The organism is Desulfovibrio faecalis, assembly GCF_053570625.1.
The window spans coordinates 1-21505 of sequence record NZ_JBRBQR010000002.1; the positions used below are offsets into that span (position 1 = coordinate 1).

At 56.4% G+C, this 21505-nt stretch carries 21 protein-coding genes and 4 tRNA genes; 15 read left to right on the top strand and 10 right to left on the bottom strand.

Annotated elements, in window-relative coordinates; genetic code table 11:
- From ACUZ79_RS15630 to dapA, 4 genes are all read left to right on the top strand, one after another.
- Nucleotides 1-656 (top strand): diguanylate cyclase domain-containing protein (locus tag ACUZ79_RS15630; RefSeq protein ID WP_449252187.1); only part of this gene is annotated, 656 nt, incomplete at its 5' end.
- Complete coding sequence (locus ACUZ79_RS15635) at nucleotides 656-1468, top strand: MinD/ParA family protein (RefSeq protein WP_240825927.1); 813 nt, start codon at nucleotides 656-658, stop codon at nucleotides 1466-1468. The genes ACUZ79_RS15630 and ACUZ79_RS15635, both read left to right, overlap by 1 nt.
- 114 nt (nucleotides 1469-1582) lie before the next feature.
- Nucleotides 1583-1858, top strand: coding sequence for an HU family DNA-binding protein (locus ACUZ79_RS15640; protein ID WP_022659461.1), 276 nt, complete (start codon nucleotides 1583-1585; stop codon nucleotides 1856-1858).
- A 116-nt stretch (nucleotides 1859-1974) separates the two neighbouring features.
- A complete protein-coding gene (gene dapA, locus ACUZ79_RS15645) occupies nucleotides 1975-2853 on the top strand; it encodes a 4-hydroxy-tetrahydrodipicolinate synthase (RefSeq protein WP_449252188.1) in 879 nt (292 codons plus the stop codon).
- An 83-nt stretch (nucleotides 2854-2936) separates the two neighbouring features.
- Here the strand turns inward: dapA and phoU are convergent, their stop codons facing one another.
- The 4 genes from phoU to ACUZ79_RS15665 all read right to left on the bottom strand — a co-directional run bounded on the left by phoU (nucleotide 2937) and on the right by ACUZ79_RS15665 (nucleotide 7305).
- Complete coding sequence (gene phoU, locus ACUZ79_RS15650; RefSeq protein WP_449252189.1) at nucleotides 2937-3752, bottom strand: phosphate signaling complex protein PhoU; 816 nt, start codon at nucleotides 3750-3752, stop codon at nucleotides 2937-2939.
- Nucleotides 3753-3858: 106 nt separating this feature from the next.
- A complete protein-coding gene (gene pstB / locus ACUZ79_RS15655) occupies nucleotides 3859-4614 on the bottom strand; it encodes a phosphate ABC transporter ATP-binding protein PstB (protein ID WP_022659457.1) in 756 nt (251 codons plus the stop codon).
- Nucleotides 4611-6500 (bottom strand): ATP-binding protein, encoded by a 1890-nt coding sequence (locus ACUZ79_RS15660; protein WP_449252190.1) that lies wholly within the window; start codon nucleotides 6498-6500, stop codon nucleotides 4611-4613. Before ACUZ79_RS15660 ends, pstB begins: the two co-directional genes overlap by 4 nt.
- A 127-nt stretch (nucleotides 6501-6627) precedes the next feature.
- Entirely contained in the window at nucleotides 6628-7305 is a 678-nt protein-coding gene (locus tag ACUZ79_RS15665; protein ID WP_240825934.1) for a response regulator, read from the bottom strand.
- A gap of 246 nt (nucleotides 7306-7551) precedes the next feature.
- Here ACUZ79_RS15665 and ACUZ79_RS15670 point away from each other — a divergent pair, with 246 nt between their 5' ends.
- The 3 genes from ACUZ79_RS15670 to pstA all read left to right on the top strand — a co-directional run bounded on the left by ACUZ79_RS15670 (nucleotide 7552) and on the right by pstA (nucleotide 10392).
- Complete coding sequence (locus ACUZ79_RS15670) at nucleotides 7552-8370, top strand: PstS family phosphate ABC transporter substrate-binding protein (RefSeq protein WP_449252191.1); 819 nt, start codon at nucleotides 7552-7554, stop codon at nucleotides 8368-8370.
- A gap of 81 nt (nucleotides 8371-8451) precedes the next feature.
- Nucleotides 8452-9342 carry a phosphate ABC transporter permease subunit PstC gene (gene pstC, locus ACUZ79_RS15675; RefSeq protein WP_240825936.1) on the top strand — a complete coding sequence of 297 codons (891 nt, stop codon included), beginning with the start codon at nucleotides 8452-8454 and terminating at the stop codon, nucleotides 9340-9342.
- 231 nt (nucleotides 9343-9573) lie between these two features.
- On the top strand, nucleotides 9574-10392 hold the full coding sequence (pstA, locus tag ACUZ79_RS15680; protein WP_240825943.1) for a phosphate ABC transporter permease PstA: 819 nt from the start codon (nucleotides 9574-9576) through the stop codon (nucleotides 10390-10392).
- Between the two features lie 387 nt (nucleotides 10393-10779).
- Here pstA and ACUZ79_RS15685 read toward each other — a convergent pair whose 3' ends face one another.
- From ACUZ79_RS15685 to rsfS, 4 genes are all read right to left on the bottom strand, one after another.
- Nucleotides 10780-12333: an outer membrane homotrimeric porin gene (locus tag ACUZ79_RS15685; RefSeq protein ID WP_449252192.1), complete on the bottom strand. Its 1554-nt coding sequence runs from the start codon at nucleotides 12331-12333 to the stop codon at nucleotides 10780-10782.
- Nucleotides 12334-12765: 432 nt separating this feature from the next.
- Nucleotides 12766-13008: a hypothetical protein gene (locus tag ACUZ79_RS15690; RefSeq protein ID WP_022659449.1), complete on the bottom strand. Its 243-nt coding sequence runs from the start codon at nucleotides 13006-13008 to the stop codon at nucleotides 12766-12768.
- Nucleotides 13001-14557: a 2,3-bisphosphoglycerate-independent phosphoglycerate mutase gene (gene gpmI / locus ACUZ79_RS15695; RefSeq protein WP_449252198.1), complete on the bottom strand. Its 1557-nt coding sequence runs from the start codon at nucleotides 14555-14557 to the stop codon at nucleotides 13001-13003. The genes ACUZ79_RS15690 and gpmI overlap by 8 nt, the downstream gene beginning before the upstream one ends.
- Nucleotides 14554-14967 (bottom strand): ribosome silencing factor, encoded by a 414-nt coding sequence (rsfS, locus tag ACUZ79_RS15700; protein ID WP_411330251.1) that lies wholly within the window; start codon nucleotides 14965-14967, stop codon nucleotides 14554-14556. Before rsfS ends, gpmI begins: the two co-directional genes overlap by 4 nt.
- Nucleotides 14968-15157: 190 nt before the next feature.
- Here rsfS and ACUZ79_RS15705 point away from each other — a divergent pair, with 190 nt between their 5' ends.
- The 5 genes from ACUZ79_RS15705 to ACUZ79_RS15725 all read left to right on the top strand — a co-directional run bounded on the left by ACUZ79_RS15705 (nucleotide 15158) and on the right by ACUZ79_RS15725 (nucleotide 17055).
- Nucleotides 15158-16459: a phenylacetate--CoA ligase family protein gene (locus ACUZ79_RS15705; protein ID WP_291445419.1), complete on the top strand. Its 1302-nt coding sequence runs from the start codon at nucleotides 15158-15160 to the stop codon at nucleotides 16457-16459.
- Nucleotides 16460-16704: 245 nt separating this feature from the next.
- A tRNA-Gly gene (locus tag ACUZ79_RS15710) sits at nucleotides 16705-16779 on the top strand.
- Nucleotides 16780-16790: 11 nt separating this feature from the next.
- Nucleotides 16791-16864: transfer RNA gene (locus tag ACUZ79_RS15715), tRNA-Cys, on the top strand.
- A 36-nt stretch (nucleotides 16865-16900) separates the two neighbouring features.
- Nucleotides 16901-16975 (top strand) — tRNA-Gly (locus tag ACUZ79_RS15720).
- A gap of 5 nt (nucleotides 16976-16980) precedes the next feature.
- Nucleotides 16981-17055: transfer RNA gene (locus tag ACUZ79_RS15725), tRNA-Gly, on the top strand.
- Nucleotides 17056-17321: 266 nt separating this feature from the next.
- On the opposite strand, the gene ACUZ79_RS15730 is transcribed toward ACUZ79_RS15725, so the two are convergent.
- Together ACUZ79_RS15730 and ACUZ79_RS15735 are read right to left on the bottom strand one after the other, a co-directional pair.
- Nucleotides 17322-17621, bottom strand: a complete 300-nt coding sequence (locus ACUZ79_RS15730; RefSeq protein WP_449252193.1) for a transposase — start codon at nucleotides 17619-17621, stop codon at nucleotides 17322-17324.
- Nucleotides 17614-18552: an ISL3 family transposase gene (locus tag ACUZ79_RS15735; RefSeq protein ID WP_449252194.1), complete on the bottom strand. Its 939-nt coding sequence runs from the start codon at nucleotides 18550-18552 to the stop codon at nucleotides 17614-17616. Before ACUZ79_RS15735 ends, ACUZ79_RS15730 begins: the two co-directional genes overlap by 8 nt.
- Before the next feature lie 459 nt (nucleotides 18553-19011).
- Between ACUZ79_RS15735 and ACUZ79_RS15740 the strand changes: the two genes are divergently transcribed.
- The 3 genes from ACUZ79_RS15740 (at nucleotide 19012) to ACUZ79_RS15750 (ending at nucleotide 21311) form a co-directional block, all read left to right on the top strand.
- Nucleotides 19012-19935: an IS3 family transposase gene (locus ACUZ79_RS15740; protein WP_449252195.1), complete on the top strand. Its 924-nt coding sequence runs from the start codon at nucleotides 19012-19014 to the stop codon at nucleotides 19933-19935.
- Nucleotides 19936-20053: 118 nt separating this feature from the next.
- Nucleotides 20054-20227, top strand: coding sequence for a hypothetical protein (locus ACUZ79_RS15745; protein WP_449252196.1), 174 nt, complete (start codon nucleotides 20054-20056; stop codon nucleotides 20225-20227).
- A gap of 37 nt (nucleotides 20228-20264) precedes the next feature.
- Nucleotides 20265-21311, top strand: a complete 1047-nt coding sequence (locus ACUZ79_RS15750) for a methyltransferase domain-containing protein (RefSeq protein WP_449252197.1) — start codon at nucleotides 20265-20267, stop codon at nucleotides 21309-21311.
- The last annotated feature ends 194 nt before the right edge of the window (nucleotides 21312-21505 follow it).

Below are 21505 nucleotides of genomic sequence, written 5' to 3' on the forward strand. Positions count from 1 at the left end.
AATTTTTGCGCCGCTACCCCACAGGGCGCTGGTGCGCCCTGCCTGCCAGCCCCGGCCTTTTGCCGGAACTTGGCGGCGGCCCCAGCAATGCCCCCGGGCACCTTGCCCACCTGCTCATGGCCGAGATGTTTACGGTACAGATAAGCCGCGAACTCTTGCGCCTTTCCCGTACCGGGGGCGATCTGGCGGTGATTGAAGCTGTTATTTTGGACAAGGCGCATCTGGACGAGGCCTCGGTTCAGGCGCTGGAAACCCTGCTTGTGGACTGCCTGCGGCAGTGCCGCGAGGAATGCGACACCCTTGGCTGTACCGGCCTTGGGCGCTTTGCCCTGCTCTTGCCCGGCGTCAGCGTGCTGCGCGCACGCCTGATGGCCGAGCAGATTCAAAAAATCTTTGCTGTCCGCGTAGCGGAAATTCCCATTGCCAGCAAAAGCAGGCATGCGGCAAAGGCCAATTGCGCCTTGGGCATAGCCTGCGCCGATCAGGGGGGCAGACCAACCCCCGAGGCCCTGCTGGGCAAGGCCGCACAGGCCACGGACGAGGCTCTGGCCCAGAAACACGGCCACATTTGCATAGCGGGTGGTGCAGCCCTTGACGCCAGAACCACCCTTGTACATTCCAGCGAAAAACGATTTCTCTTCTTTGGGGGAAACTGATGGCAAATACGACATTGAGCGTTGCCCTGCTGAGCGGCAAAGGCGGGGTGGGCAAAACAAACATGTCGCTCAATATAGCCTGCGCCCTGCACCAGCAGGGATTTAAAACCCTGTTGATGGACTGCGATCTGGGCCTTGCGAACCTTGACGTGCTGCTTGGCATTACGCCGGAAGGCAACCTCCAGACAGCCCTCTTGGGCGAAGCCGATGTATCGGACGTGCTCTGCCAGATTGATGGTGAGGATTTTGCCGTGCTGCCCGCAGCGTCTGGTGTGCCGGAACTGACCGAGCTGCAACCCGAGGCGCGCGACCTGCTGCTCTCCCGGCTGGAACCTGTGCTGCACAAATATGATTTTGTTTTCATGGATATCGGCGCGGGCATTTCCGGCACAGTGCAGACCTTTGCCGCCATGGCCTCGGTGCGTGTTGTTGTCATCACGCCCGAGCCTACGTCCCTGACCGACAGCTACGCCCTCATCAAGGTGCTCAACAGCCGTTACGGCCTGCGCGACTTCATGGTGCTGGTCAATCAGGCCACCTCCCAGGCCGAAGCAAAATCTTCATTCGACAAACTTTCCGGCGCGTGCAAACATTTTCTGCACATAGAGCCTGTTTTGCTGGGGCATGTGCGCTCCGACAAAAAATTGCCAGAGGCAGTCTGCCTGCAAAAGCCGCTGATGATGCACTCTCCGGGCAGCCCCGCTGCGCTGGATTTGCAGAATATGGCCTCGCGCTTGCAGCGCATCAGGCTGGGAATGCTTGACTGGCTTGGATCGCGCAACATTTTGCAGCCGGTTCCGGTTCAGGACTAGATTTTTTGTCAAACTGTTTACCTTGTCTGAGAAAAGGTATAGGGTTGAATTACTAATAAATGCCCGACGTTGTCGCCCTGTCGGGCAAACTTGTAACGCGGTCACGGAGGCATGATGAACAAGAGCGAGCTTATCAAGGCACTGGCCGACGAAACCAACATTCCTCTGGACGACGCGTCGTTGGTGGTCAACACCTTCTTCGACGCAATGAAAAAATCTCTGCTTTCCGGAGAGCGTATTGAAATACGCGGCTTCGGCAGCTTCAAAATCAAGGAGTACGAAGGCTACGCTGGCCGCAATCCTAAAACCGGCGAAAGCGTCGTTGTTGAATCGAAACGCCTGCCCTTTTTCCGAGCGGGCAAGGAATTGAAAGAATTTATCAATCAGTAAGGCCGTAACGCGCTGCCGAACCTGAGGCCCGTGCGGGGCCGCCTGCCTGCGAGGGCCAAACCTTCGCGCGGGCTTTTGTTCGCTTTTTGCAGCGCGCTGACACACAGGAGTCTGTAATGCAATTTTCAGGTGCATTGACCGCGCTTGTAACACCGTTCAAGAACAACGCTCTGGACGAAGAAGCATACCGCGCATTTATTGAACACCAGATCAGCGAAGGCATTCACGGTCTGGTTCCCTGCGGCACCACGGGCGAATCCGCCACCCTGACCCATGAGGAACACGAAAGGGTCATTGAAATATGCATAGATCAGGTCAAGGGGCGTGTTCCGGTACTGGCGGGCGCGGGTTCCAACAACACCATGGAAGCCATCCGCCTGACCAAGTTTGCGCAAAAGGCCGGGGCCGACGGCGCGCTGCTCATCACCCCCTATTACAACAAGCCCACTCAGGAAGGCCTGTACCAGCACTTCAAGGCCATTGCCCAGGCAGTGGACATGCCCCTGGTGCCCTACAACGTGCCGGGACGCACGGGTTGCAATCTGCTGCCTGCCACTCTGGCCCGTATGGCGCACGACTTTCCCAACATTGTGGGCGTCAAGGAAGCCACCGGCGACCTGATTCAGGGCAGCCGCGTACTTGAAAGCTGCCCCGAAAACTTCAGCGTTCTCTCCGGCGATGACTTTACCGCTCTGCCCCTCATGGCGCTTGGCGGCAAGGGTATCATTTCCGTTACCTCAAATCTTGTGCCAGGGCGCGTAGCAGCCATGTGCAATGCCTTCAACAAGGGCGACCTCAAGGAAGCTGCGCGCATCCATCACGCGCTCTTCCCCCTGCACGATGCCCTGTTTTTTGAGAGCAATCCCATTCCGGCCAAGACGGCCCTTGCGCTCATGGGCCGCATGGAAGCGGAAATCCGCCTGCCCTTGTGCCCCATGGCCGAAAGCACCAAACAAAAACTCATTGAAGTGCTGCGCCAGCAGAACCTCATCTAGCCTTGTTGCATCAGATATGACAAAGCCCCCGAGCCTCGCAGGTTCGGGGGCTTTTGCGTTCAGCCTGCAATAACAGTCTGATATCAGGTGCGGTCTTCAGGGCCAGCGGTATCGTCTGCCGCATCGTCTGCGTCCGCGTGCATGGCGGAAACCGACGAGGTACTGGACGCGAAGTCAGCCATACCAGCTGACTGGACCGCGCCGCCAGTGCGCGCCCCTTCGCCGCGTTCTTCACTCTTGTGCTTCACGCTTTCGCCCTGGCTGATAAAGTAGACCTGCTCCGCAATGTTGATGGAGCGCCGCCACACGCGTGTAAGCGAGCGGGTCACAAGAATGATGTGCATGGCCTGATAGGGATCCAGCGAGGCATCAGGGTCAGAAAGGCTTTCCATAATCTGCTGGATGATGCGCACTTCGCTTTGCACGGCTTCTTCATCACCGCGCAGCATATGCAGGGCGTCTTGCGCATTGTTTTCACGGAACACACGCACGGCGCGGTCAAAAGCCTCGCTGGCCTTGTAGTACATTTCGCGCACATGGGGGATCACCCCAAAGCCAGGCTTGTCCTGCATCAAAATAGCCTGCTCGGCCATGCTCACGGCTTCGTCGCCAATGCGCTCAAGATCAACCACCATACGCAGAGCGCTGACCACAAAACGCAGATCTCCGGCAACGGGCTGTGTGCGGGCAAGCAGTTGCAGGGCCATCTCGTCAATTTCATTTTCCAGAGCGTCAATGGCGGCATCGTTTTCAATGACTGATGCCGCGCGGCCCGGATCACCAGCCGCCATGGCCTTGCCGGCGTCTTCCAGGGCAATGCCCACGCTGGCGCACATGACCAGCAGCCTGGTGCGCAGTGATACGAGCAGTTGTTGCAAATAATTGGCCTGTTGCTGCATGATCGTTCTCCCGGAACAATTACGCTTGAATGTGAACTGCCCGCGCTCTCAAGTGCGCGCTGGCAGCGCCTGAACATGACGGCCTGACGGCTGCGAGAGCAGGCGGTTAGCCAAAACGGCCTGTAATATAATCTTCCGTCTGCTTTTTGGCCGGTCTGGTGAACATGACATCCGTGGCGTTGTGTTCAATAAGCCTGCCCATGTAAAAAAATGCCGTGTAGTCAGAAACGCGGGCCGCCTGTTGCATGTTGTGCGTAACAATGATGATGGAAAGCGATTCGCGCAATTCGCGGATACTTTCTTCAATCTTTTGCGTGGCGATGGGGTCAAGGGCGCTGGCGGGTTCGTCCATAAGCAGCACTTCCGGCTCCACAGCCAGGGCGCGGGCAATGCACAGGCGCTGCTGCTGCCCGCCGGAAAGCCCAAGCGCCGGGCTTTGCAGGCGGTCTTTGACTTCTTCAAAAATGGCGGCTCGGCGCAGGGAAAGTTCCACTTTTTCAGCAATCAGGCTTTCGTCCCGCAGGCCATTGACGCGCAGGCCGTAGGCCACGTTTTCGTAAATGGTTTTAGGGAAGGGATTGGGCTTCTGAAAGACCATGCCCACGCGGCAGCGCAGCGAAACCACATCTGTATCGGGACGGTTCACGTCCTGACCATCCAGAAGGATTTCGCCTTCTACGCGCGCGCCGGGAACAAGGTCGTTCATGCGATTCAGACAGCGCAGAAAGGTTGATTTGCCACAGCCCGAGGGGCCAATCAGGGCCGTAACCCTGCGCGGCTCAAAATTCAGGCTTACTTCGTGCAGGGCCTTGTTTTGCCCGTAGTATACACTGACGTTGCGTGCCAGCAGATGCTCGTTCATGAAAGTGCCGCTCCGTAAACGGAAGATAGGGTGAAAACAAGGGCCGTGCTGCCGTCCTGCGCCGGGCTTTCCGCCCGGATGCGGCCACCGTGCCGTTCAACAATGTGTTTGCAGATGGCCAGGCCAAGACCGGTAGTTGCCTGCCCCCTGTGCCGCTCCACCTGATAAAAACGTTCAAAAATGCGCTCCAGATCGGCCTTGGGAATACCGGGGCCGTCATCCACCACGCGAAAGACCACATCCGGGCCGCTCACGCGCGCGCTGATGCGCACATCGCCGCCTTCCGGCGCGTAACGTCCCGCGTTTTCAATAAGGTTTCTGAACACCTGCGCCAGATGCGGCTGGCTTGCCATCACGCGGCAGTCTTCGGGGATATCCACAACCACCGAACACTTCCGGCGCTCAAGCACTTCGCGGCACATACCCGTTGCCTGCGATACGGCATCGCGCGGATCCATGGGGCTGAGTTCCAGGCTGCCTGTCTTGCCCTCCAGTCGGGCAAGGGTGAGCAGATCATCCACCATACGGCTAAGGCAAACCCCGTGTTTCAGAATGATTTCGCCAAAGCGGCGACATTCTGGCGAGGCATCCAAGCTGATAAGGGTTTCAGCATAGCCCTGAATGGCTGTCAGCGGGGTGCGCAGCTCATGCGACACATTGGCCACAAAATCGCGGCGCACGCGCTCCAGGCGCATAAGCTCGGTAATATCGTGGAATACCGCCACCGCGCCCACGCCGGTCTGGCCCAGATGCTCAAGGCCGCACGGGCGGGAGATGCAAACCGACATGACCTGTCCGGACGAAAGCTCAAGTTGCAGATACCGCTGCTCCCGATTGAGTGTTGGATCTTCGCCTGTAGAAGCGCTCTCGTGTTCCGCAGCGAAGGCACCACTGTTTTGTACCGCGTCTGCCGGGGTTGCCCCAGAACTGTGCGCAGAACCTGGCGCAGAAACGGGTACCGGGCAGGCGGCCATGGCGGCATCCACAGCGGCCTGCAACTGCGGCGAAGGAATGACTTCCACCACCTGCGCGCCCAAGGCCGATGCCGCAGCAGGAAATTCACGAGCCAACGCGCGGTTGCAGCGGCGAATGCGCCCGTGCGGGCCCAGCACCAGTACGCCGTCGCTCATGGTTTCCAGTATGCTTTCAAGCTGGGCCGTCTGCTCCGCTGCCGTGCGCACATGGTCTTCAATGTTCTCAGCCATACGGTTCACGGCTTCAGCCAGCGGGGCAAATTCCCTGCCGGGAATGCGCCGCAAACGCCGCTGAAAATTCCCCAGTGAAATGGCTTCCACCACAGAGACCATCTGTGAAAGTGAATTGCGCAGCGCGCCGGAGAGCAGGCCCGCGAGAATCAGCGAGAGCACCAGCGTTACAATGCCGATTCTGGTAAATACAGCTACGCGACTTTCAATTTCCTGTTGCAGGTTGTTCAGCGGCAGGGCAATACGCAGCAGCCGCGCGTCATTCACGCGCACCGAGGCATACGCCATATCTGTGCCCAGCGTACCGCTCGAACGCACGGAATATCCCTGCCCGCCCTGCATGGCAGCCCGTACCTCCGGCCTGTCCGCATGGTTGTCGAGCTTGGAAACCGGCTGCGCGCCCGGCGCAGTGTCGGCCAGCACGTTGCCGCTGTTGTCAAGGAGCGAAAGCCGTTCCTGCGGCATTTGCAGTATGCCTGCCAGCTCGCGCAGGCCCTCAGGGTTCGCCCCTGCCTTGTCAAGAATGGCGGCAGACAGCGTAGTTTCGCGCAGCAGCCTTTCACGGGCCGCGTCAACCTGGCTCTGCTCAAAGGAAGCCCTGCCGTAATAAACGGCTATTCCCGAAGCAATGAGCGCTGCGGCAAGCACGCTGCAAAAAATTCGTGTTCTGAAAGAAAGCATGGTTTTTCTCGCTCGTAACATGCTGTCGTGGGCAATTACATTTTAAGGATGTGCAACCTCAAAACGATCAAACGATGACACTGTCGGCCATCAGCCAGGCATACCGCCCTGTTCCCGCCGCTGCGCCTTATTCCTTGATGCGGTAGCCAACGCCGCGCACAGTCTCCAGCATGGGAGCTGCCTCGCCCAGCTTGGCGCGCAGCCTGCGCACATGCGTATCCACGGTGCGGGCATAGCCTTCAAAGGAATACCCCCAAACGTTGTTGAGAAGCTGCTCCCGGGTACGGACTGATCCGGCATGCCGCAGCAGGTCTTCAAGCAGCCGGAATTCCGTTGCTGTGAGGCTCAACAGCTCGCCTTCCACTTCGGCGGAATGCGCCTCAGTGCGCAGGCGTATGCCGTGGCGTTCAAGCACGGGGCTTTCAACCTTGCGCCCGCCGCGCCGCAGCACGGCCTTGACGCGCAACATCAGCTCGCGGACGCTGAAAGGTTTGACCACATAATCATCAGCGCCAAGGCTCAGCCCCACCACCCGGTCCACTTCTTCACCACGGGCGGTGAGCATGAGTACCGGAATGTGGGAGGTTTCAGCCTGCGCCCCAAGGCGGCGGCACACCTCAAATCCATCCACACCCGGGAGCATCACATCAAGGAGCACCAGGTCGGGGGTGTGCTGCCGGGCAAGGGCCAGACCCTGTGTGCCGTCGGCTGCTTCATGCACGGTGAATCCCTCGCGCTCAAGATTGAAACGCAAAAGTTCACGAATATCGGCTTCGTCTTCAACTATCAGTATTTGCTGGCTCATATGTTTCACCTCTATGACGCAAACAGAGTACAGCGGCTTTGTGCGCCAAACTGATGGAGGGCATGTTACAATTGCGTGACGAAAAACATTTTAAACAATCTGCAATATTTCAGCATGTTAATTGCGCAGATTGCAGCTTCACGCAGTCTTCTTCGTTTCGTCATATTTCTGTAACAGAGGCGGGCAAAAAGAGAAACGTACCGGGAAACACCCCGGCACCAACATTAGAAACCAAGGAGAAAATCCATGTCTATCGGAAAACTGCTCGCCACTGCCCTCACGGTTCTGAGCCTCAGCGCTCCGGCCATGGCTGCCCAACAGGTTGTCATCAACGGTTCCACGACTGTGCTTCCTGTGGTCCAGAAAGCTGGCGAAGCTTTCATGGCCTCCCACCCCGATGTGGAACTGAGCATTTCCGGCGGCGGTTCCGGCAACGGCATCAAGGCACTCATTGAAAAGCAGTGCGACATCGCCATGAGCTCGCGCGACATCAAGGAAAAAGAAGTTGAAGCCGCCAAGAAAAACGGCGTGACCCCCAACCGCATAGTTGTTGCCGTTGACGCCATCGTACCTGTGGTCAACCCCGCCAACCCTGTTGCAGCCCTCACCACTGCCCAGCTGCGCGACATCTACGCGGGCAAGATCACCAACTGGAAGGAAATTGGCGGTCAGGACGGCAAGATCGTTGTCATCTCCCGCGATACGTCCTCCGGCACCTTTGAATGCTGGCAGGAACTTATTATGAAGGAAGAGCGCGTTAACCCCGCCGCCCTCATGCAGGCGTCCAACGGCGCTGTGGTGCAGGCCATTTCCAAGAACAAGAACGCCATCGGCTATGTTGGCCTTGGCTATCTCGACAAGTCCACCAAGGGCCTCAAGGTCAATGATGTGACCGCCAGCGCCCAGACCGCCCTTTCAAAGCAGTGGCCCATCGCCCGCGAACTTTTTGTCTTCACCAACGGCGCGCCTGCTGGCGGCGCCAAGGCCTTTGTGGATTACCTGCTGGATCCCGGCAAGGGCCAGAAGAACGTGCTTGAAGTGGGTTATGTGCCCCTGGGCAAGTAGGTAGATACTACCGCGTTACACCCACAGCATCGGCGGAGCGGGACGGCATGTGCCTCCCGCACCCGCCGGGGAGAAAGCGCAATGCGCTCCAGAGACATCAAGGAAAAAGCGGTGCGCGTCACCCTTACCACCATGGCAGGCAGCTCGCTGCTGGCTCTGGCTGGTATTGTCATTTTTCTCTTCATGGAAGGCCTGCCGCTTTTCAGCGAATATCCCTTCCTCAATTTTCTTTTCGGCAACCTGTGGTATCCCACTGAGGAACCGGGATTGTTCGGCATATTCCCCCTGCTGGTGGCCTCACTGGCGGTGACGGTGCTTTCATCTCTGCTGGCGGTGCCCATGGGGGTGCTGACAGCGGTTTACCTGACGGAAATCGCTCACCCCAATGTGCGGCGCGTCATTAAGCCTTTCGTGGAACTGCTGGCGGCATTGCCCTCGGTTGTGCTGGGTTTTCTGGGTATGGTGGTGCTTGCGCCCTTCCTACAGGATTTTCTGGACGCAGCCACAGGCTTGAATCTGCTCAATGCCTCGCTGGTGCTGGCGCTCATGAGCGTGCCGACCATCTGCTCCGTGTCTGAAGATGCCCTGTTCGGTGTGCCGCGCGACCTGCGCGAGGCATCGCTGGCACTGGGCGCTACCCGCTGGCAGACCACAGTGCGAGTGGTTATTCCTGCCGCTCTTTCGGGCATAGGCACAGCTGTGATGCTTGGCATGTCGCGCGCCATCGGTGAAACCATGGTGGTGCTGATGGTTGCTGGCGGTGCTGGCATCATCCCCACCTCGCTGCTTGACCCGGTGCGGCCCATGCCCGCCAGCATTGCCGCAGAAATGGCGGAAGCAGCATTCCGTAGCGAGCACTACCACGCGCTTTTTGCCATTGGCATTGTGCTCTTTTTCCTGACGCTGGCCTTCAATCTGGCTGCCGGATACATAGCCGAGAAGCACCGTCAGGTGGGAACCTCAAGCCTGTAACCGTTCAGTGTTGCCAGGTTGCGCAGTATGACGCCAGTTCAGAACGAGGAAAAATCCATGTCAGCCACCAGCCGCCTTACCCCTGTTCCTTCCACCGGGCCGAGCATCAAGCTCACACCGCGCCCTCTGGAAGCAGACCTCAAACACCACGATGCAGAAGAACCGCCGCGCGAAGAAGGCGTGCGCCTGCAATTTGCCAGCGGCAAGGGCCGTGGGCAGTACCAGACCTTCATGTTCTGGATGTTGCGCGCGATTGCCGCTTGTAACGTGCTGGCATTGCTTGCCGTATGCGCCTTTTTGCTGCAAAACGGCTTGCCTGCCCTGAGCTGGTCGTTCCTGACCGAGGCTCCCCGGCAGATGATGACCAAGGGCGGTATATTCCCCTGTATCGTCGGCACGGCAATTCTTTCGCTGGGTTCACTTTTGCTGGCGTTTCCTCTGGGCGTGGCCTCCGCCGTGTACCTCAATGAATACGCCAAGCGTAACGCCTTTGCCCGCTTCGTGCGGCTGGGGGTCAACAACCTCGCGGGTGTGCCTTCGGTTGTCTTTGGCCTGTTCGGACTTTCGTTTTTTGTTACCTTTTGTGGATTTGGCGTTAGTATTCTTTCTGGCGTGCTCACCCTTGCGGTCCTGACCCTGCCGGTCATTATCGGCACAGCCGAAGAAGCCCTGCGCAACGTGCCGGACACATACCGCGAGGCCTCGCTGGCTCTGGGCGCAACCAAATCGCAGACTATTGCCCGTGTTATTTTGCCAAGCGCGCTGCCCGGCATGCTCACTGGGGCTATTCTTGGCGTGGCGCGTGCTGCGGGCGAAACTGCCGCCATCATGTTTACGGCCTCGGTATTCTATATGCCCAAGGGGCCGGATTCCATATTCAGCCCGGTCATGGCGCTCCCCTATCATATGTATGTTCTTGCCACGGCTGGTACGGAAATCGACAAGACCCGCCCCCTGCAATACGGCACCGGCCTCGTGCTGCTCTTGCTGGTACTGGGTATGAACCTGCTTGCCATCATTCTGCGCGACAGGTTGCAGAAACGTCACTAATTCTCACACCCTCCCGCCTCCAGACTCCAATACCCTCTTCTTCCCTCCTCTCTGTCAGAGCCCGCGAAAGCGGGCTCTGGTCATTATGATCTTACCATCAGTGCTGGAAGCAAAGGCAGGCTGCTGCATTGCCGCACATCCAGCGGCGGGATCCGTTCTATCCGCTGTAGAGACAAGCTGAGAGGTTGTCAGATTGGCGAAAAGCCACGCGGTCTTGCGCTTCTGCCGTTGCGCTCTTCTCCCAAACAGCGCTGGCAGCTTTACGCTGGGGAGGGCAGACGGCCAGAGCATGGCTCAACAAAAAGCCTTGGCACAGACGCAAAAAGGGAGGCCCGAAGGCCTCCCTTTGAATGCGTATCAAGCCGTCCGCAGACGGTTGCGCTTGGGCTAGAAGCTGTACGCGAAGACCACCTGGGCCTTCCACATATCCTGCTTGCTGAACGAGCTAGGAGTCTGGGCCTTCTTCCAGGTGCTGTTGTCCATGCAGTTGACCAGGTAATCCAGTTCCAGGTTCATTTCCAGGTTCTGGTAGATCTTGTAGGAGTTCACAAGGTTGAATTCCACAAGACCATCATTGGTGGTCATATAGGGCATGATGGAGTTGTTGTCAGAGTTGTAGCCTTCGGTCCAAGCATAAGCGTTGCGCATGTATTTAACCATGCTGGTGCTGTTGGTACCGCCCCAGTAGGCCACGCGGAAGGTGTGCTTCAGGTCTTCCAGGAAGCTCATGTCCTTCAACTGGGCGCCGATGCCCCAAGTGCCGGAGTAGTCAACGCCGTAGTCCTGACGCAGCCAGCCCATATTGCCGTCGCCCATGTAGGAGGTCATGTTGCCGGTAGGAACGATAGAAGGCATGCGTTCAGAGCCGTTCTTCACGCTGCCGTCATCGCCGGAAGCGTACCAGCCGAACAGGCCGGGGGTAGCCCAATCCATTTTGTATTCAACAAGAGCCTTGGCCAGCCAGCCCTGACGCTGAGTGCTGCCGCGCACCCAATCGCCACCCTGGCCCTTCTGCACATCGTAACGGCCCATGGATTCCACATAGCCGTAGTTGATGTCCAGTTCGATGTTCAAGGGATCGAACATGGTCACAGCCAGGGGCAGACCAGCCCAGAACATGGAACCGTAGGACTTGCTGGTGCCGCCCAGACGGACATAATCGGTATTGGCAATCGAGGTGCCCACAGGATAGGGCAAAAGGGTCAAAGGCGGGTTACCGTCACGGCTGCCGGGGTTAGCATTGGGATTGCTGCCGTTGGTCAGGGCATTTCTGCCCATCATGCCGTACATGACCCAAGGCGTAAGATTAACGCCGTCAAAGGTCAGGGGAGCCATCACGCCGAACAGATCCATGTTGTCAAGGTAGTTCGCGCGGTCAGAGTAGCGGGGGTCGTTGCCAGTGTAGTTGTCGTTGAAGGGACGTGCCCAGAACGCGGTAAGGCCCACGTTTTCGTTGAATTTGTACGAACCGACAACAGCGGCCACATCGGTGTCAAGCACGGCGGATCCGCCAGCAATGGTGTTGGGCAGGGCAAGACCCTGGATACCCATACGGATCTTGGCATCGGTCTGGGGGATAGCCCAGTCGATGTAGGCGTTTTTCACGCGCACCTGATTGTTGCCGTCAGCGCCGAGGGCACCGCCAGTGGAGGACTGGCCCCACTTCTGCGTGCCGATTTCAAAGTACACGGTGCCGGACAGGGCTTCAGAAGCCACTGCATCCAACTGCAAGCGCACACGCTGCTGAGCGTCAAACATATCGGTATTGTTGGCTTTGACCTTGCCGTCATTGCCGGTACGTGTTTTGCTGACCATGCTGTCAGTGCCCACGCCGAAGCCCATGAGCCACTGACCCTTGGCCTTGAAATCAATGGCGCTGGCACCGGTGGCCGCGCCGAACACCAAGCCAGCGGCCAGGATAAGCGTACAGATGCGTTTCATAAATCCCTTCCTCTCTAGTTTTTCCCACAGGGTTGACACAGGCCTGCTCCAACACAGGCTGTGAAAACATACCTAGAATCATGGATGATGGCAACCATTTTCGTCAAAAAATTTTTACCAGACTGTCACAATGGCAGAAATATGACGCTTAAATGACATGCAGGCAATGCCAAGGCCTTCATTCCGCCAATCCAAAGCCACGAAACTAGCTGCGCCAGGAGCCATCATACACCTATTATTCCCCAAAACTGCCTGCGTGGGTTTGCCGCAAAAACGCGTTCAAATTTTTGCAGCACAAGAAGCCCCTCATTTTAATGGAGGCAGGTTCGCACACAAAAGCCCGCCCCTGTTCAAAGCCAGCATTGCTGCGGCAGCATGAACAGGGGCGGGCCACGGACTCACCCAAAAACCAAAACTTACTGGTACTTCGACTTACAGAAAATCAGGATCAGCGGCAGCTTTGCCCTCTGCCAGCATAATGCGCACATAGTGCAGGCTGTGCTCGTCAACCGGAATGATGGGAAAGGACTGGGAGCAGCCAGGGCAGCGCACCATGCGCGGCTCCGTTGGGCTTGCTTGCGGCACATGCTTGCCGCAGTTGGGGCACTGATAAAAAAACAGGATCTCCATTCCGTCAGGCGCAACAGGCTGGACGGGTCGCTTGCGCTCAGCCACGGCTGGCCTCCCCTTCATTTTGAGGCGCGGCCAGATTGCGCCCGGTCATCAGTTCAGAAGGCTGCATTCCCCAAAGACCAAGAATGGTGGTGGCCACATCGGCCAGCCTGCCATCTGCCAGAGCATGCACCTTTCCATCCGGCTCCAGCAGAATGCAGGGAACGGGATTGGTGGTGTGAGCCGTGTGGGGCTGGCCTTCGGGCGTGAGCATCTTTTCGCAATTGCCGTGGTCGGCAATGACAATCATGCGGCCCTTGCGTGCCTCCACAGCTGCGACCATGCGCCCCAGGCAGGCGTCAACCACTTCGCAGGCGTTGACCGCAGCCTGGAGAATGCCCGTATGGCCCACCATGTCGCCATTGGCGAGATTGCAGACCACAAGATCGTACGCGCCGGAATTCCAGGCTTCCACAAACTTGTCCGTCACTTCAACGGCGCTCATGGAGGGCTTTTGATCGTAGGTTTTCACCTCGCGGGGGGAAGGCACAAGAATACGATCCTCACCAGCAAAAGGCTCTTCAATCCCGCCGTTGAAAAAGTAGGTGACGTGCGCGTATTTTTCCGTTTCCGCAAGGCGTAGCTGCTTCAGTCCATGCCGGGAAACCACCTCGCCAAGCCCCATGCTCACGGCCTCCTTGGGAAAGGCCACGGGGATATTAAAACTTGATTCATAGGCGGTCATTGAAGCAACTCCGGCCAGAACCGGAACGCGGCCGCGATCAAAACCGTCAAACCCCGGCTGAATAAAAGCCTGGGTGAACTGACGCATACGGTCTGCGCGGAAGTTGAACAGGAACAAGCCGTCGCCATCGGCCATGCCTGCGTCATCGCCCGTTGCAAAGCACAGGGGTTTGATGAATTCGTCTGTGATGCCAGCCGCATACGAGGCTTCAATGGCCGCAACGGGTGTAAGCGTTGTTGCAGGGGTACCGTGAACGATAACTTCCCACGCTTCGGCAAGGCGCTCCCAGTGCTTGTCGCGATCCATGGCAAAAAAACGGCCCACCATGCTGGCGATGCGCGTCTTGGGTTGCCCTTCGATGCTCTTTTGCAGCGCGCGCATAAAATCCACGCCGCTGTGCGGGTCGCGGTCGCGCCCATCCATGAGGCAGTGGATGCGCACGGGCACCCCGGCCTTATGGGCCATGACGCACAGGGCTTCAAGGTGATGGATGTGACTGTGCACACCGCCATCAGAAAGCAGCCCCGCCAGATGCAGCTTGCCGCCGCTCTTGCGAATTGATTCAAGCAGCCCGTTGAGCACCGGATTGGCGGCAAAACTGCCGTCTTCCAGCGCCACGTCGATGCGGGTCATATCCTGATACACCACGCGGCCTGCGCCGATGTTCAGATGCCCCACCTCGGAATTGCCCATATAGCCGCGCGGCAGCCCCACATCGCGCCCGGAGGCCGTCAGTTGGGAATGCGGGCAGCGCGCCATGAGCGCATCCATATTGGGTGTAGCTGCAATATAGGGCGCGTTGCCGGGCCCCGGCTCGGCAATCCCCCAGCCATCAAGAATCAGCAAGAGCGTGGGCGTCATGATTATTCCCCGCTTCGGGCTTCGGCCAGAGATGCGGCCTTGCCCCACAGGGCTTCAAGGCCGTAAAGCTCGCGCACCGGCTCCAGAAAAACGTTGACGACAATGTCGTTCATGTCCACCAGAATCCATTGACCGGCGGTGTAGCCTTCCATGCGCAGATATTCAAAATTGCGCTGGCGGCAAAGTTCGCCCACGCCATCGGCGAGGCTCTGGGCGTGACGCACCGAACCGGCGCTGGCAATGACCAGAGCCTCGGCAAAACCGCCCTGCCCGGCCATATCGATGCTGACCACGCGCGCGGCCTTATGCTCTTCAAGCCACGTGACCACGTCCGCCAGCTTTTCTTCCAGAGGGACATCCGAATAACGCTTGGGGGCAGCGCCCCCTGCAGGTGAAGAAGAAGTGTTGTTTTCCATACCCTGCACATAACGTAAAGACGGGGCAAGAGCAATGGCGCAGCAAGCCGCCAACGCGCTGAAACGGGCGCGAAATCGCGCCAATCTGTATTGACCGCGCCAGCGCATTGCGGCATACCCAAACGAAGCTTTTCAGGGATCAGCGTCGCGCTTTTGCGCCGCCAAACGCCAGCCGCAGAAGGAGAGGGCCGTGCTTTTCAACATCAAACAGGAAACTCTGCCACGCGAAGAAATGGAGGCGCTGCAACTGCGCCGCCTGCGTGATTTGTGCAACCGCGTCTACGCCAACGTGCCCTTTTATCGCAAACGCTTTGACGAGGCGGGCATCACCCCTGCCGACATCAAGTCGCTGGCGGATCTGAAACTGCTGCCCTTTACGGAAAAGCAGGATCTGCGCAACCACTATCCCTATGGCCTTTTTGCGGTTCCCAAGGATCACATTGTGCGCCTGCACGCCTCCAGCGGCACCACTGGCAAATCTGTTGTGGTGGGCTATACCCAGCGAGACCTTGAAACATGGGCGGAGCTGATGGCCCGCAGCCTGGCGGCCGCAGGCGTGGTGCGCTCGGACGTGGTGCATGTGGCCTATGGTTACGGCCTCTTTACCGGCGGGCTGGGCGCGCACTATGGCGCGGAGCGCCTTGGCGCCACCGTTGTACCCGCATCTGGCGGCGCGACCCGGCGTCAGGCCGGATTGCTGCGCGATTTTGGCGCAACTGTGCTCTGCGCCACGCCTTCATACGGTCTGCATCTGTGGGAAGCGTCCATGGAAGTGGGCGTCAATTTTCGCGATCTGCCCCTGCGCGTGGGTGTGTTCGGTGCCGAGCCGTGGTCTGAAGCCATGCGCCGCGACATTGAGGACAAAATGGACATCAGCGCCATGAACATTTACGGCCTGTCCGAAATCATGGGGCCCGGCGTTGCCATGGAATGCGAAGAAGCAAAGTGCGGCATGCATTTGTGGGAAGACCACATTCTGCCCGAGATCATTGACCCCGTTACGGGCGACCAGCTCCCCCCTGGCGAAGTGGGCGAACTGGTGCTGACCACGCTGACCAAGGAAGGCATCCCCATGTTGCGCTACCGCACGCGCGACCTCACCAGCCTTGATTACACTCCCTGCCGTTGCGGTCGCACCCACGTTCGCATTTCGCGCCTCCAGGGCCGCAGCGACGACATGCTCATCATCCGTGGCGTCAACGTGTTCCCGCAGCAGATTGAGGGCATCCTGATGGAAAGCGAGGGGCTTTCCCCCAATTACCAGATCATCGTGGATCGAGTGCACAACCTTGATACCCTTGAAGTGCGCGTTGAAATGAACGAAAATCTCTTTGCAGATGAAATCCGCAAGCTGCAAATGCTTGAAGGCCGCCTGCAAAAGACCATCAAGGAATACCTGGGCGTCTCCGCCAAGGTACGCCTGATGGAACCCCGCTCCATTGAGCGCTCCGAGGGCAAGGCCAAGCGCATTGTGGACAACCGCAAGGATTAGGCTAGAGTACCAGGCGAAATATACGGCCTGCATGCGCGCCTAAACACGGCGCGTGCGGCATGTGTGGGGCCATCGGTAGCGCCGGTGGCCCTGATTGCAAAGAGGAGGCTCCGTCTCGGCGGATGACAGCTGGATATTTTATTTGTTATTTCAGCTAATTAACAAATTTGTCAAAAAAGCGGCGAAAAAAAGTCCAGCAATGCTTGACACCTCAGCCTAGTCCGCGTAGAACGTTTTCTCGCTGAGCGGGAGTAACTCAGTGGTAGAGTGCAACCTTGCCAAGGTTGAAGTCGCGGGTTCAAATCCCGTCTCCCGCTCCACTTTTTTTGCTGGCGGCATAGCCAAGTGGTAAGGCAGAGGTCTGCAAAACCTCCATCTCCAGTTCAAATCTGGATGCCGCCTCCAACAGCATCCTTTACGCTTCGCCGTTTCGCATACCATGCGGGAGTAACTCAGTGGTAGAGTGCAACCTTGCCAAGGTTGAAGTCGCGGGTTCAAATCCCGTCTCCCGCTCCACTTTTGCGGGAATAACTCAACGGTAGAGTGTCAGCTTCCCAAGCTGAAGGTTGCGGGTTCAAATCCCGTTTCCCGCTCCATAAAAGCTTACAGATAAAGCCCTTACAGTTTATAGCTGCAAGGGCTTTTTTGTTGACCTGATGTTGGTCAGCTACCGGGCTGCTGACTTTTTGAGGCTCTACACCAAAGACGGGGGCAAGCCCCTTCAATGGGCAGCTTTCCGACAGGTTTCTGAACGATTCCACAGCCATTTCAGCAGCACAAAACGGGTCTACACCAAAGACAGGGGCAAGCCCCTTCAACGGGCAGTTTTTCCGACAGGTTTCTGATCAATTCACCAGCCATTTCAGCAGCACAAAACGCGCACGCGCAGGCGGTAGTTTTCGAAGTTACGAAAACCATACGCACGCCGCTGGATCAACTTCATTTTGCGGTGAAAACCTTCAGTGATGCCGTTATTCCGCGTAAAACGGAACATTCGGGCCACTTCTTCCCGCCAATTATGCAACGTCTTGCCCAAGGTGCGCAACGGCGCGAAGGGCGTTTTTCGAAGTTGATCAATTTTGTCCAATAATTCAGATACATACTTGCGGCAAGAATCAATGTTTTGCGCCCGCACACGCAATAAATCGGCGGTTTCATGCAAAAAATTCGTACAGTGATTCAATGTCCGGCCTGTCAGCAAAGTATGTTCGCAATCGCTCTTTTTGCGAGTCTGTTAACCGCTCACGGCGAGTCAGCAAAAGACGCATCATGCCGCCGCGACCATAAGCTAGCTGTCTTTCATCAACTGCCTTGCACAGTTCTGAAAAGTGCTGATTCACAAGCCTGATGACATGAAACCTGTCCGCAACAATGCGCGCATTGGGAAACCACTCCCGCACCAATCGCCGATACGCAGAATTCATATCAATGCAAACAACCTTTACTTTGTGGCGGCCTTGCAGTGATTGCAAAAAATCGCGCATATCGGCGGCGCTGCGCCCCTTTACTACATCAAAGACTCTGCGCCGGGCCAAGTCGCTAAACGTGGTCGCAAAGCCCTGTCTGCGCGCAAATCGGTGCTCATCAATGCCCAGAATGCGCGGGCATGCGCGGTTTGCCCAGTGGCCGCTCTTGTGCTGCATCATCTGGTGGTAGTACCGCTCCACGCTGGCAACACCAATGCGGTGCTCATCGGCGATTTCCTTGCAAGAAATGCCTTTATTATAGGCCTGAAATACGTTGCGTTTGAGCAGTTCTGTTGTCCTGCTCCACACTTTTATGCCTGCAAGTCTGGTATTGAAATATCTTCCACAGTCTTCACATCGGTATTTATGGCAGCGAATCAACAGGCGTGATGGTCGACCATGAATGGAAATATTGCGTATTGATCGCCAGAATGAGTCCTTGATGCGTAGTTTTTCGCATCTGCAGTGCGGGCACGTATTCTTGCCCGTCCATCTGGCCTCAAACACCGGCGGAACATGGCTGACCACTTTTTCGATTGCAAAATCCCGCAAGCCAATTAACAATCCTTCCACAGAGCCTTCTCTTCTTTTCTTTGGTCGGAAAATAAAAGCTGCCCTGGTGGGCATACCGACTTTGCTTGGTATGCCCATTTTTTTGTCGAGGCGCTATGCCCCCGTCTTTGAGGTAGAACCCAAGGTAGTTGCTTCCATTACGGCTATGGATGATAATGGAGTAGTCCCCATTTCGCCCTGCCCCCACTAACCCGGGAGGAGGTGCTGGAACTATGTCTGGAACTAGTGCTAAGTTCAACGGTGGAGATAGTAAACATAACGCCCCGTCGTCGCTAGTCAGCTGATGAGAAGGTTAGCTTGATAGAAGCCCGCATGGCCCCGATCAGTCGGTTTCTCTGGTGGCACGAACGTATGGCGTTGCTCCGAATTTGCTTTACCGCTGACAAAACAGATGAGTGAAGACGGCAAGACATCCATTGAAGTTAATAACGAGGTCGTCAGCGCTGCCGAAGTAAAGGCCCTGAAAAAGCGAATCCGTCAGTCGGAACACGTCCTTGGCACAAGACACTGGAAGTGGAAATCCTTAAAGGAGCTGTTCGCATTGGCCGCGAAAAAAACTCATCTCGCGGCTGCCCTTGTCAGGCGTCGAGGATTTCCAGTGAAACGGGTCACAGACGCCTGGCGGTGTCCCGCTCCAACACCTATGAGCGTAGCCGCAGCCCGCGGCCTCGTCCGGAACGATACAGCAAAGCGGAAGACGCATTCCTTTTACCGCTGATCGTCGAACTTTTGGGCAGACGCCAGACTTACGGCTATAGGCGTATCCAGCGGCTGCTTAATCAGCAACTGATTGCCGGTGGGCGCACTCCGGTCAACCATAAACGTGTATACAGGATAATGAGACAGAACAACCTGTTGCTGGCACGGTTTACTGGCAGCCGACCTGACAAAGCGCACACGGGCAAGGTTTCCACACTACAAAGGAATCAACGTTGGTGCTCTGACGGGTTTGAGATTGCCTGCGACAACGGTGCGCGTGTGCGCGTTATTTTTGCCCTGGATACTTGCGACCGGGAAGTGATGGCCTATGCCGCCACCACTGGCGGGTACAGTGCTGACATGGCGCAAAGCGTCATTCTGGCATGCGTTGAAAAACGCTTTGGTGATGTCAAAACATTGCGGCCAGTTGAATGGCTCTCCAACAACGGCTCCTGCTACACGGCAAGAGAAACAATAACTTTTGCCGCCGCGCTGGGCGTCGTCAGCAAGTTTACTCCGGCTCGCAGCCCCCAACGCAACGGTATGGCTGAAGCTCTCGTCAAAACATTCAAACGGGATTACGTCTTCTGCAACGATCGATCGGATGCCGAAACTGTGATGGCGCAGCTTCCCGGCTGGTTTGAAGACTATAATGAAAATGCCCCACATAAGGCCCTGCGGATGCTCTCACCTCGTGAGTTTATCCGTACATTGCAAAACTTGGAGTGTCCGGTTTAGCAGGGGCAACTCCAGAACCCATCGGGGCTTTTCAACACGTCAAGACAGTACCATTTCCACAAGAAGGCAAAGAATTCTTAAACAAAATTACTTTAATAACTAACTTTTGGAAACTAACATGAATATTCTCCCACTGCTCACTAATGACTATCAAAGATCAATTTGGGGAGATGAGTTTGCTGCATATATTAACTCTGGATCAGATATTGCAACCCGTGAAAGGACTATTGTTGGGGACAAGTGCGACAAGTCACTGGGCAAAATATTTGAGCATATTGTGCCAAATTTTTAACATTTTAATCGCCCTTTAGCCAAACAGGAACGACTCAATGGAAAACTCCAAACGGGTATATGGCGTTTTGGAATCGAAAACTAACCCGTTAGATGATAATCTGCAAAATGAAGTGACCGCGTTTCATTGTGAGGCGCAGAGAAAGCTTCGGGAGGGGTTTCCGCTAGATGCGCTGGCATTCATTGATGGTATAATCCTACAGTATGGCGAAAAAGCGGTTACGCAAGAATTGCTGGAAGATAGGGCACGGGCCATTCAAGCGGTGGGGAGACAACCTGACTATCCAATGCCGCGATGTATTGGTTTGGGAAGAGGCGCCACCCCGATGTCGCCCTGTGATATTTGTGGAGATCAACTTCGATCGTATGAATATTATCATGACAAAGAGTGGTTGGTTTGTCCCACATGTGGATTGCTCCAGTACAAACTAGGGATGGATATCGCTACCCAACTCGGCAAAGGAGAAGCTGACGGCGCAAAACAGCCGCCTGAATCACTTGTTCATACCCGTGAAGGTTATTTTTGCGAACTGTTTTTGAATGGAATGGGTTGGAAAAAAGCGTTGCTATACGGGGCAGGGTGGAGCCTTATTCCCAAGCGTTTGCTTGATGATGGATTTGACGCTGTGGGCTGTGATCTCTGGATTCCCCTAATTGAGGAGCGTAAAAAGCAGTTGGGGAATGATCGTTTCTATCATCGTGATCAGTTGCCCAATAAAAAATGGGATCTTATTTCCGCCTTTGAGGTTTTTGAACACTTCATAACTCCCATGCAGGATTTAAAGTTTTTGGCTGACAGGTTGGAAGATGAAGGCGCCATCGTCGGATGCACTGATTTTTGGCATGGTGGTAGTTTAAGCCAGCACCCTAATCCCGACAAAAGATACTGGAGGCATCCTGCGCATGTTACAGCATGGAGTTTTTCCAGTATGAATCGGGTGGCGCTGGAATTAGACTTAGCAACCTCCTTTTTCAAGGTAGACAAGCCTAGGTGGGGAGCAAAAGTCATTTTTGTTATGCACCGTGGCAGTGCTACCAAAAAATTCATTCAATCAATTCCGCCGGTTATTTCTGGCGCATTTTAGTGTACAAAATACACCTGCCCCTTCCTGAGATAGGGTGTGGAAATTTTTGACCTTATGACCCTCCCCCCGAAAAGTATGCCATTGAAAAGTTAGTGTTCCTGACATAGGAGCACAAAAATGAAACGTAGCAGATTCACCGAAGAGCAGATTATTGGGACCTTGCGGCAAGCCGTGGCTGGCGTTCGTGTTGTCGA